The organism is Streptomyces sp. NPDC005811 (assembly GCF_040630405.1).
Classification (GTDB): Bacteria; Actinomycetota; Actinomycetes; order Streptomycetales; family Streptomycetaceae; genus Streptomyces.
On the sequence record NZ_JBEXXK010000010.1, the window covers coordinates 211,206 to 228,205 of the forward strand.

Annotated in this window: 11 protein-coding genes; 5 read left to right on the forward strand and 6 right to left on the reverse strand. The window is 66.5% G+C overall.

Annotated features, from left to right (window positions below; all coding sequences use genetic code 11):
* Positions 1–264: 264 nt before the first annotated feature.
* From ABZ490_RS13715 to ABZ490_RS13725, 3 genes are all read right to left on the reverse strand, one after another.
* Positions 265–762, reverse strand: a complete 498-nt coding sequence (locus ABZ490_RS13715) for a hypothetical protein (protein ID WP_358988822.1) — start codon at positions 760–762, stop codon at positions 265–267.
* A 187-nt stretch (positions 763–949) separates the two neighbouring features.
* Positions 950–1,135: a hypothetical protein gene (locus ABZ490_RS13720; RefSeq protein ID WP_358988824.1), complete on the reverse strand. Its 186-nt coding sequence runs from the start codon at positions 1,133–1,135 to the stop codon at positions 950–952.
* The gene (locus ABZ490_RS13725; RefSeq protein ID WP_358988825.1) at positions 1,135–2,310 is read right to left on the reverse strand and encodes a site-specific integrase; all 1,176 of its coding nucleotides are present in this window, start codon (positions 2,308–2,310) and stop codon (positions 1,135–1,137) included. The genes ABZ490_RS13720 and ABZ490_RS13725 overlap by 1 nt, the downstream gene beginning before the upstream one ends.
* Positions 2,311–2,437: 127 nt before the next feature.
* On the opposite strand from ABZ490_RS13725, the gene ABZ490_RS13730 reads away from it, so the two are divergent.
* Positions 2,438–3,343, forward strand: coding sequence for a protein kinase (locus ABZ490_RS13730; RefSeq protein ID WP_358988849.1), 906 nt, complete (start codon positions 2,438–2,440; stop codon positions 3,341–3,343).
* Here ABZ490_RS13730 and ABZ490_RS13735 read toward each other — a convergent pair.
* Together ABZ490_RS13735 and ABZ490_RS13740 are read right to left on the reverse strand one after the other, a co-directional pair.
* Entirely contained in the window at positions 3,289–3,696 is a 408-nt protein-coding gene (locus ABZ490_RS13735) for a hypothetical protein (RefSeq protein ID WP_358988827.1), read from the reverse strand. The two genes, ABZ490_RS13730 and ABZ490_RS13735, sit on opposite strands and share 55 nt — an antisense overlap.
* A 348-nt stretch (positions 3,697–4,044) precedes the next feature.
* On the reverse strand, positions 4,045–5,118 hold the full coding sequence (locus ABZ490_RS13740) for a hypothetical protein (RefSeq protein ID WP_358988828.1): 1,074 nt from the start codon (positions 5,116–5,118) through the stop codon (positions 4,045–4,047).
* 71 nt (positions 5,119–5,189) lie between these two features.
* Between ABZ490_RS13740 and ABZ490_RS13745 the strand changes: the two genes are divergently transcribed.
* From ABZ490_RS13745 to ABZ490_RS13760, 4 genes are all read left to right on the forward strand, one after another.
* Entirely contained in the window at positions 5,190–9,155 is a 3,966-nt protein-coding gene (locus ABZ490_RS13745; protein WP_358988830.1) for a hypothetical protein, read from the forward strand.
* On the forward strand, positions 9,152–12,529 hold the full coding sequence (locus tag ABZ490_RS13750; protein WP_358988832.1) for an SNF2-related protein: 3,378 nt from the start codon (positions 9,152–9,154) through the stop codon (positions 12,527–12,529). Before ABZ490_RS13745 ends, ABZ490_RS13750 begins: the two co-directional genes overlap by 4 nt.
* 780 nt (positions 12,530–13,309) lie before the next feature.
* A complete protein-coding gene (locus tag ABZ490_RS13755; RefSeq protein ID WP_358988834.1) occupies positions 13,310–14,311 on the forward strand; it encodes a hypothetical protein in 1,002 nt (333 codons plus the stop codon).
* A gap of 548 nt (positions 14,312–14,859) precedes the next feature.
* Positions 14,860–15,780 (forward strand): hypothetical protein, encoded by a 921-nt coding sequence (locus ABZ490_RS13760; protein ID WP_358988836.1) that lies wholly within the window; start codon positions 14,860–14,862, stop codon positions 15,778–15,780.
* A gap of 120 nt (positions 15,781–15,900) precedes the next feature.
* On the opposite strand, the gene ABZ490_RS13765 is transcribed toward ABZ490_RS13760, so the two are convergent.
* Positions 15,901–16,839 carry an RNA methyltransferase gene (locus ABZ490_RS13765; protein ID WP_358988838.1) on the reverse strand — a complete coding sequence of 313 codons (939 nt, stop codon included), beginning with the start codon at positions 16,837–16,839 and terminating at the stop codon, positions 15,901–15,903.
* Between the last annotated feature and the right edge of the window lie 161 nt (positions 16,840–17,000).

Below are 17,000 nucleotides of genomic sequence, written 5' to 3' on the forward strand. Positions count from 1 at the left end.
TCAAGGAGATCCCTATTGGTCCTGAAAAGATCGCCATCCGGCATCACAGCCCCGCCTGCGAACAGGCCACCGAGAGTGATCGATAACACGACTTCGCACATACAGAGGGTGACACATGCCTGATTTGTTCATTGCGCGCTGGTGTGATGGTGCAGGTGTTCGGCCTTGCTTGGCACGTAGCTCACGTCCTCGTCGATGCCCTTGCGCTTGTCACCGCGCAGTCTGGCGGCGCGGGCGGGAGCCTCACAGAGGGCCGAGATGGCCTTAACTGCACGATTCGTACGGGACCGTGCCGCTGCGGGCGGCGGGCAGAAGGCGGACGTTCCCGACGTCGGCGGCCTGTTCCCGCAGGCACTCAATTTCCTGGTGCTGGGCCGTGAGGCGGGAGATGGCGAGGGTCTTGAATCCGGTGAGCTCGGCCAGGGCCGCGTCTCGTTTGGCGAGTCGGTACTTGAGCTCCGCGACCTGAACTTTGAGGCGCTCGATCTGTGCGGCCCGGGGATCTACGCACTGTCCGGCTTCCTGCAGGGCCCTCAGGCGGCCTTCGAACTCCTCGGCTAGATGCTGGTATGAGCCAGGGCGGGGGGTGCCGGCGCGGTTCTTCTTCGGATAGAAGGCGGTGCGGCACACCCCAGCCTCGGCGGCGAGGGTCTTGATGTCGGTCTTACCGCCAGGCGGCAGGTCCCCGGACAGCAGCCAATCCATCGCAGCCCGTACAGCCTGCTCGTTGAGTTCCCGCTCGTCACTGGTCAGCCGGGCCATCGCCTCTCCTTGTGGTGCGCGGGCCCGTAGGCCGCATCGATTTCTGCCAGGACCCGTTCGGCGCGGACGAGTTCGTCCTCCCTGCCGGTGGTCATCCACACCTCGGCCGGCCGCCCTCGCGTCAGCTTCGACTCATCTCCCCTGAACCCCGTCTCCTCCAGGCGTCTCAGCAGGTCGCGGATGGAGGTCAGGCACGTCTCGATGGTCCGCGCCGAGTCCAGCCTGCCTGCGGATGTACCAAATCGGCCAGGCCATCGAGCAGTTGACGGGCGAGCTGTGGGTTCGCGCCTGGTTCCATGTGCTTGACCACGGTGGTGCCGTCACTAAAGGTGCAGGTGATACCCAGCGGACTGTCGTTCACCAGGGCGGGCATCAGAAGTCGCCCTCCTCGTCATCGAACTCGGCCGCCGCCTCTCGATCGGCTGCCGTATCACTCAGGCTGGCGTCCACCCCGGCCTTCTCGTACGCCTCACGGAAGGTCCGTGTCATGTCCAGGCGGCGAAGGTACTTTCCCGTGGTCAGGGCACTGGAATGGCCGAGCAGATCCCGCAGGACCAGCAGCGGTTCGGTCTTGGTCAGATACAGAGCCATCGCCGCGTCGTCGTCGGCGTCCTTTACCAGATTCGCGACCTGCGCGTAGTAGCCGCGGACCAGCCGCTTCAACGTCCTGATCGCCATCGAGTGGCGGAGCCGGTGGGGCCAGACGTGCGGAAACCGGGGCTCGAAGCGTTCCCGGATGCGCTCCGAGGTGCGGGCGAAGACAGTCCCCCAGGCGGTGAACGGGCCGCCGTCGTGCCGTACGGCCAGCAGCATCGAACCGCCGCCCGAGGCCACCAGGCGGCGCCGGTCCTTGGGCCCCAGGCTGTCCCAGGCCACCCGGACTCCGTCGACACGTCCACCGTGTTCATCCGTCTCGGTCACTATCAGCGGCTCTCCCCGGGAGGCTGGCGGGCGGCACGTCGAGCCGTCGGCAGCCGGCGCCCGCTCCAACTCGATATAGCTGTGCAACTCGGCCAGGACCGGGTAGGCCGCCCAGCTGACGCGGAACGTGCTGCCCTTGGTCACCACGGCCGGCACCGGCAGTGGGACGGGCATCTTCGCCGGCCGTCTCGGCAGTGGGGGGACCTCACAGGTCAGCAGGTAGGTGAACTCCTGTGCCCGCAGTCCCGACGACAACGAGAACCGCGTCACGGCCGCGTTGCGGGCCAACTCGCGACCCCGGTACCGGGGATCGTCCTGCCCGTCCGGCGTCAGGCCCGACAGCGCGTTCAAGAACAACTTGACGAAGTCGTCCTCCAGATACTTGATCGTCACGTGGTCCTTGGCCTGGCGGCGCCGGGCCTGGTTGACCTGCACCTGGGACGTCTGCTCACCGAAGTAGACGGTGTGCTGCTTGTACGTGAACGGCTCCGCGTCCGCGTACCACTCATCGACTGCCCACCGGTAGAACGTCGCCAGGATGCCTATGTTCTGGTTCCACATCGACGCCTCGAAGCGCTGCTTGAGCGGACCGGACGCCCGATACACGGCGTACGCGCCCAATGTCAACGGTCAACTTCAACTTCGCCCGGGTGTCTGACAGGCCCACCCCGTGCTCGGCCAGGAACTCCATCCACTCCTTCGCCTTGCGGGCGTAGTAAGTCCACGACTGTCCGAAGTCCAGGGCGCGGACCTGGTGGAGCCCCGGGTCATGGAGATGATCAACCACCCGAACGTGGTGAAGGTGCGTTCGGTCGCGAGCATCCCCAGTTACAAAGCGCCCATGCAGGTAGTCGAAGTGTTCATGCCCTACTACGAGAAAGGCAGCATCACCGACGCGATGCTCGAGGGCGAGCACTTCACAGCAGCCCAGTCGCTGCGCATCATCCGCGCGGCCCTGCAGGGCCTGGCCGAGATGCACGAGCGGTACAAGATCCTTCACCGCGACGTGAAGAGCCCGAACCTGTTCCTCACCGGCGACGCCGACACGGTAAAGATCGGCGACCTGGGCCTGGCGGGCGCCATGGACGACACAGGCAGAGCCCCCTGTGTAAACGCGCCTCACCTGTACGCTCCGCCCGAGCTGTTGACCGGAGAGGCACTGACCCGCGCCTCCGACCTGTACTCGCTCGGCGTGGTCCTTCTCGAACTGCTCCGGGGGAGATTCGACTATGCCTCGTACACGACCACCGACGTGGTCGACGCGCTCCTGGCTGGCCAGCCACCTTTGCGCAAAGAGGACGCGGTCCTGCCCGCATGGGTGTGCAAGTCGCTGCGGAAGCCGGTCCAGAAAGCCACCGACCCCGATCCGGCCCGCCGCTTCCAGACGGCCCGGGAGATGAGCGACCAGATTGCCAAGATCCGCATCGCTGACTGGCAGGAGACCGAGGAACAGACCTGGGAGGCGCCATTCCTCCGCAACCCGAAGACCCGCGTGCGCATCACAGCGAAACCCTCCAAAGAGGGAGGGATCACCCTGACCACGCACCGCAAGAAGACGCTCTCATGGCGCCGACTGGGAAAGGATGCAACGGTCCCCAGCCTGGATCACAGCGCCGCGCTGGCCGTCTTCGAGAGCGCCAACAGTCTGGCCGTCAGCTGACGCACAGCGAACTCCACGACCTGCCCCTCCTGTGGTGACAGGTCCCTGTCGGCCATAGCCTCGGCGAAGTCGGCCGTCTCGTACCTCGCCGCGTTTCCCGCACCGACAGGCACCAGCGCGCCCGAACGCGCGAGTTCCCAGATCTCGGCCCGCACGCGCCGCGCATCAACGCCCCCTCGCCCGATCATCGGAGCAAGCACCTCACGCCACGCTTCGGCTTGCTCGCCAGGCGAGCCTGCCCAGAGCTGCTCCACAAGGACTTCGGCCGCCCACGCATGCCGCGGCAGGGAACGCTCCGGTAGACGGGCAATGCACGACACGAGCAGAGCGCCTTGAGGCGAGAGCGCTTCCACAACTGGCTCCTCCTCAATAGCAGCGGCGTTACTCAGTAAACAGTCTGCAGAGGACTTGTCCTTTCAGCGTGCCGGACAGGCTACAGACACGCAAGCCTCACCGTCATGACTTATTGCACGCTTGTTCGATTTTGATGAGTTGAGTCCGTCACGGCAAGGCGGGACGCATTAGCCCCTGACTGCGCCGGCGAGCACAGTCGCCACAGCTGACGCCAACAGGACAGACTCTGTCCGTCTGCCCCGCCCGTTGCTGCCGCCGACCACCGGACACGGCGCTTCGACGGCAGGAGGCTGAAGCGCGGCACCCGGGGGGCGGAGCGCTTCGTGGTGCTGCAGCGGCGCTGGGTATCAGCGCAGGTTGGTGAGCCAGGTGATCTTGGCTGTCGGCGCGATCTTCTCGTTCACTAGGGTCTCGGTCCGCCGGTCCCACGCGGGACCGGCGGTGGCCATGACGAACTCGTCCGCGCTGAGATCGTCGATCAGGCCTTTGAGGGCGGCGCAACGCCGCGTTTCCTCGCGTTTCGTCGGCTCGAGACGATCGCTGATCTTGGCCTCGCCGATGACGATTCGGCCGTCGATGATGGCCCAGAGGTCGACCTCGAGGTCCGGGTAGCCGTCCCGGCGGACGACCGCTTCGGGCATGTGCTGGAAGGAGTGTGCCGGCTCCGCGAGCGCCGCGAGCGCGAGGATCGGCACATGGATGTTCGAGCGCAGGCCCTGGTAGGCGACCTCGTCGAGGCCGTAGTACCACTGCGGCTCCAACTCCTGCCCCTTCCAAGCCGACCGGACGATCGGGTTGTGCTGCTGGCAGCGCTGGCAGCGGAATTGCGCTCCGATGTCCTCCAGCCGGTAGAAGGCCGTGCCGACACACTGCCCGCAGGTCAACAGCAGGCCCCGCGTCGCGATGGACCGCTGCAGGTAGCCGTCGAGCAACTGCCGGGCACCTTCCTCACTCCCGCCGGTGATCGTGCGGACGTCGGCGAGCGTGAGGTACTTGCGGTCCTGGTAGACGCGCCCGGGCTCTTTCCCGGCGGAGATCCACCCGGACAGCAGGTTCGTGGCAGGACCCTCCTTGAGATCGGCGGCCAGGGCTGCGAAGTCTCCCCATAGTTCGATCATGCGCCGGGTGTAGCGGCCCTTGTCGGACTCCTCCAGGGTGACGCCTGCTCCCGCGAGGAGGGTGCTGAACACCTGGCGGGCTGTCGGGAACCGCAGCCGTACCTGGACCAGCGGTTGGGCCAGGGAGGTCCCGGTGACGGCGAAGATCCGGCCGTGGGAGTCGATGCTGATACCGGATGTGCTGGAGCGGACTCCCCAGGAGGTGCCGTCGGCGGTGATCACGTCGTTCAGGGCCCACCGGGCGGGAAGGACGGCTAGCCGCTGGCGGATCGCCTCGACCAGAGGCCGTTCCCGCGCGTGCATGCGGTGGGGCAGTATACGGAGACGGGCCGGACGATTGAGGGAATGCGGGGACGGCGTTGAGTGACGTGACCATGGACACCTTCCTGGGGGATGCCGATGCCCGTGAGATCCCTTGGCCGAAACCCTCAGGGGCACCAGCCGGGCTGTCCACGGAGCAGGTACTCATCGCGGACGGGACCGACGCCCTGGAGGTCGCCCTTGCGCGCGCTGCTTCCCGGCCCAAGGCGGAAGAGGTTCGCCGTCTGTGGAGCCTGCGGTGGGGTCGCCGTGCAGCCCCCGTCGTCCTGGTCGTCGGGTACGAGGCCAGCGGAACCTGGAAGGCGGCCGTCTGCGGTACCAAGGACGATCCGGCAGTCCTGGCCGACCTGGACCTGGGCCAGGTTGAGCGCATCTGCGCCGCAGCCCTGAGCGCTCCCGATCCGGCAAACGCCGAGCGGACCCTGCACCGGCTGCTGGTCGGGCAAAAGGACCAGTTGGTCGCCGGGCTGACCAACTCCGGCCTGTTCGCCTCTCACGAATTGCGTACCGGAGTGCCAGCCCGGGCAGATTGGGCGACCGAACAGGCCAAGGGCACGAAGCTGCTGCGCGAGCGCGGCGCTGAGCTGATCCGCGCACTGGGCTACTCCGCCACCTCGCACGGGTCCACCGCAGTGATCCTCTCCGCCAGCGGCACTCACCGGGCTGTGGCTGTTCTGCTAGACGACCTCGAGATGTTCGACCGGCCCACCGCTCGCTTCGGCGCGGTCTCCCCGGTCACTCAAGGCCTGGCCATCGCCCAGCAGCTAGGACTGCCGTGGCTGGTGGTCACCCGTGGTGCCCAGATCCGGCTTTACCCAGCCCGCCCGGAGATCGGGGTCGGCCGCAAGGGACAGGCGGAGACGTTCATCGAGATCGATCTGGCGCTGCTCGGCGAGGACGCGGCGGCCTACCTTCCCTTGGTATTTTCCGCTGACGCGCTGCTGGAAAACGGCAGCGTCTCCCAGATACTGGCCGCCTCCGTTGACCACGCCGCTGGACTGGGAAGGCGACTGCGGGAACGCGTCTACGGTGACGTCGTGCCGGACCTAGCCGTCGCGGTCGCCAACCGGATGAAGGCCACCAGCGAGGCCGACCTGGCCGAGGCCTACCACCGCACCTTGATCATCCTGTTCCGGCTGCTGTTCGTCGCCTATGCGGAGGACCGTGGCCTGCTGCCATACCAGCGCAACCCTCGCTACACCCGGAGGGCGCTCAAGACCCTGGCGCGAGAGTTCGCCGAGAACCCCGACCAGGAATTCGACGAGGCGGCCACCGACCGCTGGGAAGACTTGCTCGCCGTCTGGCGTGCCGTGGACGACGGCAACCGCGAATGGGATGTCCCTGCGTACAACGGCGGTCTGTTCGCCTCCAGCGGTGATCACCCTGCTGGCAAGGCCATCGCTGAGATGCGGCTGGCCAACGCCGAGATCGGACCCGCGCTGCGCTCCTTGCTCGTCGACACCGGCGAGGACGGCACGGTCGGCCCGGTGGACTTCCGCAGCCTGTCCGTCCGCGAGTTCGGCACGATCTACGAGGGGCTGCTGGAGTCCTCCTTGTCCGTCGCGCCGAGTGATCTCACCCTGGACGCCAAGACCGATGCGTACCTGCCGGCCAAGGACACCGACAAGGTAGCCGTGGCTGCGGGTGAGGTCTACTTCCACAACGCTTCCGGGGCGCGCAAAACCACTGGTTCTTTCTTCACCAAGGCATTTGCCGTCGAGCACCTGCTCGACACCGCCCTGGAGCCAGCGCTCACCGGCCACCTGGCCAAAGTCAAGGCACTCCTTGACGCCGGGGACCACGCGGCAGCAGCAGAGGTGTTTTTTGACTTCCGCGTCGCCGATCTAGCGATGGGCAGCGGCCACTTCCTGGTTGCCGCCATCGACCGGATCGAGAATCGGTTCGCCGCCTTCCTCACCACCAACCCGATCACGGCGGTCAGTGACGAGTTGCACCGCCTTGCCGATGCAGCACGCAGTGAGCTGGGTGCCACTGCGCCAGAGGTTGAGATCGAGCCCTCCGCCCTGCTGCGCCGACAGATTGCTCGTCGCTGCGTCTACGGCCTTGACCTCAACCTCATGGCCGTCGAACTGGCACGACTGGCCATCTGGATCCACACGTTCGTGCCCGGTCTGCCTATGAGCTCTCTGGCGCACGGTCTCGTGGAAGGGAGCAGCCTGACCGGCATCGGCTCGGTCGACGAGGTCCTCGACATCCTCGAACCCCGGCGAGCCAACGACCAGTACAGTTTCTTCGCCGAACAGATCGAGTCCGCACTCACGGGTGCAAGAGACCGTCTCCTCCGGGTTGCCCGCACTGCCGAGGCGACCAAGCAAGAGGTGCATGAGGCAGCCCGCGCCCATGCTGAGGCGATGGTCGAAGCCGCCGACGCCAAAGCACTGTTCGACGCCGCTATCGGTGTTCGCTTGGGCGTTATCGGGCTCCCTGCTAGCCCTGAGCAGGCCATCAAGGACGGCAACAGCCCCGCGGTCCAGAAGGCTGCGGCGAAGTTCCAGATTGTGCATTTGCCTTACCGGTTCCCCGAGGTCTTCCTGCGTGCTAATCCCGGCTTCGACGTGCTGCTGGGCAACCCTCCGTGGGAGAAGATCCGACATGAGCCACACCAGTTCTGGGTCATCCGCGACCCCGGCCTGCGTGCCCTGAAGGGCAAGAAGCGCGATGACCGCATCACCTGGCTACGGGAAACACGCCCCCACGAAGCTGCGGCGGAAGACAACGAGCGTGCCTTTCGCGACGAACTCAAGGAGTTCCTCGCAAAGGGGTACCAGTGGCAGAAGTCGCAGCACTACGACTTCGCAAAGATCTTTGCGGAGCGCAACATGCGGCTGATCCGCTCGGACGGATCAGTGGGCGTCGTCCTGCCCCAGGCATTGCTGATGCTCGGAGGCTGGGCGCCGATCCGCGAGCACATGATCAGAGACCACCACCTCCTTGCTTTCCCGCTCCGCAACCGTGCCGAGTGGCTCTTCAATGATGTTGATGTCCGGATGACGGTCTGCCTGGTCACGCTGACTCGTGGCGAAGGCTGCACGGTCCACGCTGCTGCTGACTCGTTGGAACGCTTCCGGGAGGAACAGCACCGCACTGGTCTGGGTCTGTCTATCGCCGACCTCACTGACCTCAGTGACGAGTTGAATGTGCCCTGGTTCGAGCAGGCTGACGACCCGATGATCTTCACTGCAATGGCCGCTCACCCATACCTGGGCAAGGGACACGGGTGGGTCACAGGAACCGCCGACAGCACCCGTTGGGACTTCTCCGGCAGCGGCAAGCACAAGAACCATGCCACAGAACGTGCTGGGCTCGGAGCCTGGCGGGTCACGATGACCAGGCACGTCGACGCCTACAACCTGACCGACGACGCTGAAGGAAAGCACGTCCCACGACCTGCTGACCTGGCTGCAGCACGGAGCGGTGTCGGAATCCGAGAGGGACGGGTAATCCTCGACGAGACACACCCACCGCTCGTCTTTCGTTTCCCGAGCAGGAACGACGACAGCCGCACACTGATCGCTACCGCACTGCCCGAAGCAGGTTGGCTCTACAGCAAGGGATATGCCCACGGCGTGCGTATGCCTGCAGACACCCCGGTACGTGACATCCTGGCGTTGCTGGGCTACCTGAACAGTGTCCCAGCAGACTGGTGGGCACGCCGATTCGTCGACCGGCACTTGGGCAAACGGATCATTGATGGGATGCCGCTGCCAGCCTGGACCGCGGAAGAGCGGGACACAGCTGCAGAGCATGTTGCGACGCTACTGCGTGCCAACGGATACACCGACCTCGCCGGAGGACGCCAACTGCCCGTCGGCACCCCCATCAGCGACGTGGTCGACCTCCGTGCCCGAATCGACGCCCTGTCCCTGCGGGGACTCGGGCTGTCGGCTAGCCAGGCAGAGACCATGTTCCTCGACTTCGAGGACAAGCCGGATGCCCTCCCCCATCAGCAACGCGAACTCATCCGTCACTACCTCACCAACCAGGGAGCAGCGGCATGACTGGTGATGGCGGCTACCAGCCGGAGTTCGCGACCAACCGCAGCAGCACGGAGCGGGTCGCGGACGCGATCAACACCCTCCTCGAGGGCCTGCGGACGCGGCTGATCAACCCGCCACGCCTGGCGATTGCGACCGCCTACTTCAATCCCGGCGGGTTCAACCTGCTCGCGGAGGAGTTGGAGAAGGCGGGAGGAGTACGCCTGCTGCTCGGCGCGGAACCCTTGAAAGCCGAGGACCAGCCACGTGTGCGGGCGCTGGGCGAGACAGTTCCTCGCCGCCGTCGCCGCGGCCCGTCCCCGGAAGTCACCCGTGCCCTGCAGGGGCATCGTCGGTCGATGGAGGAGGACCGCGATCTGCTGGGCTTCACCCGCGAGGCCGATGCGCAGGCCCGCCGCCTCGTGGCGTGGCTGCGGAACAACCCGGCCGTGCAGGTCAAGCGCTTCGAGGCTGGATTTCTGCACGGTAAGGCGTTCATCGTTGAGACCGGTGTCCCCGGCGTGATCGCCGGGTCCTCCAACTTCACTTACGCCGGGCTGGCTAAGAACAGGGAACTCAACCTCGGCCAGTACCAACCCAGCACGGTGCAGCAAGTCATTGACTGGTTCGATGAGCAGTGGGACGCGGCTGTCCCCTATGACCTGGCGGCGCTGTACGAAGCGCGCTGGTTGCCGCACCAGCCGTGGGACGTGTTCCTGCGCATGCTGTTCGAGTTGTACGGCGCGGACCTGGACGAGGACACCACGGTCAACTCCCGGCTCGGGCTGACGGCTTTCCAGGCGGACGGTGTGTGGCGTGCGCACCGCATCCTCGCCCGCCGTAAGGGTGTGCTGATCGCCGACGAGGTCGGTCTTGGCAAGACGTTCGTGGCCGGCGAGCTCATCCACGAGGCCGTCTTCGACCGCCGTCAGAAGGTGTTGATCATCGCTCCGGCGACGCTGCGGGACGCCACTTGGAGGCCGTTCCTGCGGGAGAAGAACCTGCGTGCGGAGGTGCTCTCCTACGAGGAACTGGTTGCCGACATTGAGGACGCCGGCTCTCGCACCGCCCGTCTGCAGGACCTTGACGAGTACGCCATGGTCGTGGTGGACGAGGCCCACGCCCTGCGCAACAGCAAGACCAAACGCGCCGACGCGCTGCGACAGGTGCTCTCCGGACCGGTCCCCAAGGACCTGGTGTTACTCACCGCAACCCCGGTGAACAACAGCCTGGAGGACCTGTACAACCTCATCGCCTACTTCACGCCGAACGACGCTGCCTTCAGCGACGTCGGCATCCCCAGCCTGCGCGCTTACTTCCAGCGCGCCATCGCGATGAACCCGGACGACCTGTCTCCGGAGCACCTGTTCGATGTGCTGGACGAGATAGCCGTCCGTCGTACCCGCCGCTTCGTAAAGAACCACTACGTCCACGACACAGTCGTCATCAACGGCGTCACACAGCAGATCCAATTCCCCACCTGCCGGGTCGTGCGGGTCGACTATGACCTCGACAAAGCCCTGCCCGGGGTGTTCGACGACCTGGCCGTCGCACTCGGCGCTGAGGTCGCGGAGGAGACACTCGCCGACACCCTGGCAGCCGGCGTCATCCTGGACGAGCCCGGCGAGGTCCTCACCATGGCCCGCTATGTCCCCTCCCGCTTCCGCCGGGGCGGACAGACCGAGCAGTACGAGGCGCAGAACGCCGGACTGCTGCGCTCAAACCTGCTCAAGCGGTTCGAGTCCTCCTCCCACGCGTTCGAGCAGACCGTCACCAAGATGATCCTCTCGCACGACCGCTTCCTCGACGCGCTTAACAACGGCCTGGTCCTCACCGGGGACGCCCTGCGGGAGTGGGCGGTGTCCTCAACAGATGACGTCGAGGAGTGGCTGGAGTCGGTGGACGACACCGACGGCATCGCCAGCGCCGCCGACTACGACGTGAACGCGCTGACCGCAGCGGTGCGGGCGGACCGGGACCTGCTGGAGACCTTCCGGATCCGGGTCGGCGCCCTGCACACCAGCACCGACCCGAAGGTCGAAGCCCTCGTTGAAGAACTGGCCGCCATCGCCCGGGAGGCGGCCGATGAGGGCATCGGCGAACAGGACACCCGTAACAAGCGCAAAGTGCTGATCTTCACCTACTTCGCCGACACCGCCAGCTACCTTGATGGCGCACTGCGTAACGCGATCACCACCGACCCGCGGCTGGCTGCCTACCGCAACCGCATGGCCACCGTCTCTGGCCCGGACAAGGCCAACCGGTCCGAAGCCATCATCGGATTCGCCCCGCAGACCGCTGGCACCGGCACCGAGGACGACACCTACGACCTAATCGTGACCACCGACGTGCTTGCCGAAGGCGTCAACCTCCAGCAGGCCCGACACATCGTCAACTATGACCTGCCCTGGAACCCGATGCGGCTCGTGCAGCGGCATGGTCGCATCGACCGCATCGGCTCCCCGCACTCGGCCGTCTACATGCGCACGTTCTTTCCCGACAAGGACCTCGACAAAATCCTCCGCCTGGAAGAGCGCCTTCAGCGCAAGCTGAAGCAGGCCGCCGCCTCGGTCGGCGTCGGCGAGGTCCTGCCCGGCATCGACCCGGTTGAACGCAACATCTCCGAGACCCGCGATCGAATCGAACAGATCCGCCGCGAGGAAGCCGCCCTGTTCAACGACGAGGGCAATGCCGCCCTCTCCGGTGAGGAGTACCGGCGCCGCCTGGCCAACGCCTTCCGCACCAGCGCCACCAAGGGCCGCGTCCTCGGCCTGCCCTGGGGCGCCGGCACCGGCTTCCAGCGCCCTGGAGCCGACCCCGGCTTCGTCTTCTGCGCCCGCATTGGCGACCACCCCAAGCCTTGGTACCGCTACGTCCCCCTCAACGCCGACCTGACCCTGCAGGCCAGCGGCCCGAACGGTGAACCGCTGATCGTTGATGACACCCTCGCCTGCCTCGCCCACGCCGACCCGCAAACGGACACCACACCCGCGGTCCTGCCCGAAGAGATGTACTCCGCAGCCTTCGACGCCTGGGCCGCAGCGCAGCAGCACATCCACGGCAAGTGGATGCTCCAGACCGACCCGGCCAACCTGGCCCCTCAAGTGCCGAAGGTGATGCGTGATGCCTCCGCACTCGTCCGCCAGCGCGGCGTGTTCCTCGGCGACGACCAGGACACCCTCGCCGCCCGCCTCAACGCCCCCTACACCTTGCGCGTGCAGCAGGAGGTTCGACACATCCTTATTGCCGCAAATAGCACTGACAAGGACAAAATCCAGGCCCTGGTGGCCCTAGCGAACCAGCACGGGCTCACCCCGCCCCCACCGCCACCACTGCGCCCGGTAATCGACCGCGAAGACATCCACCTGCTCTGCTGGACCGTGATCACACCAACCTGATAACTGGCCAATCGAGGACGAGGCGCGGCGACCGTTGCCGCCGCCAGTCCGTGTGCGCCATAGCCCGATGAGAGGTTGCCCAGCGGGCAGCGAGCTTGCGCCGACGCACGGCCCACTCTGGCCGGAAGTCTGTGGGAGGGGCCGTTGGCGACACTCCAACGCGGCGAAGTCCCGGTCTGACGACAGGAAGCTGCGGCCGGGACGGTGCTGGCAGGTGAAGCCCCTCAACCACAGCCGCCACTCTGGCCACTGCCCGCACGGGAGGGCTTGGGCGGCCGGGGTGGCCGGAGCTCGACAGCTTCCGGCCGCCCCGGGCCTGCGGATGTTTAGTCCACGATCACATGCATCCCTCCGGTTACTGCGAGGAAGGTCCCGATTGCTGCCGGGAGGCCCCCCGCGGTCGCGACGGCGACGGCCGCCACCGCTGCGACCGCGATGATCACTGCCCATCGAAGCGGCAGCCGCTCCGGCTGCCGCTCGGGCTCGTGCGAATTGCGAGAGTTGCGTACGCTCGGCAAAGGTGGAACTCCTTCGTGCTTGCCTGCTGAGGGATGAGGCACCGGATGAGTGGCCCCCCGGCTGATCCCCGGGGGCCATCCGCATTCCTGCGGCCAACCGCGCCTGCGTTTCTTGCTGAGGCCGAGCATGCCTTCGGGAAACCAGGGGGCGCGAGTACACTGGGAACGCGTCTTGATCCGCCAGTGACGGCTTCGACTAATTACATTGACGGTGTCACTGGCGGATCAAGACGTTCAGGCCAAGAAGGGGGAAGATTGTTCCATGATCTTTTTCTCCGACCTTCAGCCCCTCTCCGCGAGCGAGCGCAAGCGCTACGAAGCCCGTCGCGTGAAGCTTGAGAAGAGCGAGGCCGAGGTCGAGAAGGCGTGCGCGAAGTTCGCCGAGGTCGAGACCGGAAGACAGCTGCGAGTCCGGTCCGAGTTCATGTTCCGCGCCAAGCCGGCCGAGCTCCCCGGAGATCCCTCAGACAGGCGCCTTCCAGCGCCGCAGGACCGGCCGCCATCGACGCGCCTGCCTTCCCCCCGCGGGATCGCCCTCAGGGTCTACCTCACTGCCCTGTTCGTGGCCCAGTCACGAAATCCCGGCACCTACCCGAGCAACCCCCTGCCCGTGAACGACATCGATACCGTGAGCTGGGTCGACCTGTTCGCCACTCCGTCAGAGCTGAGCCGGAAGGGCGACAGGAACTACGTCACCGTGCGCGATAAGAAGGTGCGGCAGCTACATAGCGCCATGGACCGCCTGTCCGGAGACGCGTTCCAGCTCGTTCACTTGCCCAACGGAAACAAGAGCCGGGGCAAGTACGAAGGGTTCCAGCTCCTCCACGAGCACGGTGCCCCATACGGAGGCGGCAGCAATCCCGACCGTTACATGGTGCCGGCGGAGGAGCGGACCCCGTCGCTCCCAGCAGGACTGTTCCACAACGGATGGATCCACCTGCTAGAGGACACCGAGATCAACTTCCTACTGATGCTGGCGTGGCTCCACTTCCGGTTCGGTGCCCAGCCTGTGTTTGTCGCCAGCGACATCCGGCTCCGACAGTTTGGCCTCGGCAAGGACGCATACGAGGCCCACCGGATGCTGAACCGGTTCGGCCTTGTGGATGTGGAAGAGGACCCTAACCGGGACTTCGATGGCTACCTCGTCACCGGGTACAACGAGGGGACCATGCCGAAGCTCCATCGCTTCGTGCTTCGTCGCGAGGGCTTCGATGAGAAGGCCGTGCCCAAGATCCGCTCAGCAATCGAGCGACGCTTGCGCTGAGGGGGTGGCCCAGATACGGGTCAATGGGGCAATGAGAGGCCGGGGCTACGCACTCCGCTCGCCGTCTCGCCCGCGGCCGACGGCCGCCTTATCCGCGCGCTGCTCCCCGACACCCCGCTGAACGGCGGTCTCCTCGCCGCGAAGCTGCAGACCTCTACCTGTAGCCGGGCACCGCGGAGATGCCGCGCCCGGCAGGCCCGGACGCGGCACCTCCCTGATGCTTAGGTCAGCACGAGGAGACGGACATGTGGACCAGGTGGAGGAGCTCGCGGACCAGCCCGCCAGCCAACGTGGCGGAAGCGGCGTAGAACGCTGCTTGCCCAAGCCCCTGGACAAGACGGTGGCGGGCGCGTCGCTGCTTCGGGGCGGTGCGGTGCGTACGGTGGGACATGACGGTCTCCGTTCAGGGGATGAGTCGGCTGCCCCCGCACCGCGTGTTCCTGGCAGGGATACGGTGCGGGGCGCAGTTTCTGCTGGCCCCAAGCCTTACGGCTGACGTGCGCTGAATGCAGCTTCCGGGGCTCGAATCTCGATGTAAGTTCGGCGCCATGGACGGGAATCGGGCCACCATGTGGGTCGAGGGGACTTCGGCCGATCTGGTTGCCGACGCGCTCGCGCTGGGCGTGAAAGCCAGTCCCAGGATGGTGACTTCCTGGGTCGAGGACGGCATGCTCGCCAACCCCGAGCCGCGCAAGACCAGCGCGCACGGCAGCGATCCGCGGGTCTTCCCCCCGGAGCAACGCGAGTTGTTCACCAGACTTCTCGAGGCTCGAGAGCGTTCCCCGCTGGGGCGCATCCCGCAACGCTCTCTGATTCGTGTCGTGCTGTACCTGTGGCTGATCGACGACACGATCGTGCTCACTCCTCAGGCGCGCCGAGCCTGGCGTACCCATGCGCGCGCCACCGGCCAGACGACCGCCGTCCGGCGCAGCGAGAACGTCCGCGCCATCGTTGAGCAACTTGCCCACCCCTCAGCCACCCTCAAGCAGCGGCGCGCCGCCCAGCTCGTCCTTGAGGAGGGCGAGCTGACTGGGCGGATCGACATCGACAGACTGACCGCGGTCCTCACGGAGTTGTACTCGCCCTGGCCAGTGAAGCCGGGCGTGCCGTGGATCGAGCGAGCCCTTCCCGGCCTGTTCGGGCCGGTCTCCGTCCAGCATCACATCGCGATGTGGAAGGCCCGCCAGCAAACAATCCGCCGCCTCCGGCACGAGGAGGTCGACGAAACCGAGCTCGACCGAGTGCGCGCCGTCTACAGACCGATGTGGGCCGACTATCAGGCCCGTCGGCCCGCCATGGCGACCATCGGCGACGGAGAGTTCGCGGCGTACTTCGCAGAGCCCGACACCATGGAGGGCCGCGCGATCGAGGCGGTCGATGCCTTTGTGGGAACACTCGCCGGCGAACTTGGGCTGATCGAAGCCGCGTCCCATGCCGCAGAGACGGCACGCCTCAGACTGGCGCGCTGACGGTCCCCGAGGTTGATCCACCGCATCCTCTCCGAGGAAGCCGACGGCATCAAGTGAGGCGGGACGTCAGCCTTCAAGATCAACTCATTGCCCCTTTGATCCGCATCTGGGTCACACGCCTCATGGGTTCATCCGATCGCGCCGGTCGTAGCGATCAGCCTCCGGGCCGGATGCGTCCTCGTCAGCGGGGAGCGGGAGGGGGGTTTGCCCTGTCGGCTGCCGTGGAGGCGGTACGGCAGCTGGACGGCCATTCAGCACCTCAATGCGCTGTCCGGGGCCTGCGTGCGCGGCGATGCGCCGCCGCTCCCTCTCGGAGGCAACGAACACCACCAGTGCCGCGAGGCGGTCCCGGATGGCAGCGACCCGACTGGCGACGGGGCAGATGACGCCGTACGGGGTCATCCCCACGTACACCGGCACGCCCATGGCGAACTCGGCAGCGCCACCGTCTTCTACGAACGGGGGGACGCCGGTTTCCCGACGGATGAACTCAAAGGCCGGCCTCTCCAGGGCGGCCTGCCGTTCGCGCAGCGCCTGAATGGCCGCCGCATGATCACCTTGCGCCGCAGCCCTCTCGCTGGCCTCCCGACGCCGGTGCTCCTGGAGATGCTGCCACCGGACCCGCTCCTCGTCCAAGAGGCGGCGCTTCTCCTCCTGTTCCAGACGCTTCCGGCGTTCCTCCTTCTCCAGATGGGCGGCCTCTTGCTGGGCGTACTGCGGGGCCGTCCAGACCGAAAGCCGAGCCTGAAGGGGGCTGCGTACGGGGCCCTGCCGCCGGTGCAGCACTACCCGGCCGGTAAACACCCACCGCAGGAACTCTGCGAGCGGCACCTGCGGGCCCTCTTCCCACTGCCCACCGGAGAACTTAGCCAAGCCCTCCACCACGACTAGGCCGCCACCGTCGACGGCCTTTACCCGCACCGAGGGCACCTGTCCGAACCACGGCGGCCGGTACCGATCGCTGAACCACACCGAGGACACGCCATCTGCCAGCATCCGCTCCGTACGGGCCCCGATGTCGTCCGCCGTGATGGGCGAGAGCTGTGCTTCCAGGGCCATCCGCCAAGCTCCGGCCGGATCGCTCGCCAGCACGTCAGCCCGCCATGCGCCCTCCGGACCACGGACCTCTACTGACGTTGTCGCCGTGATGTCGTCGAGGTGAGTCCGGTTTCGGCGAGGCATCCGTCGATGAGGTTGCTGCGGTACTGGATCTGACGGAG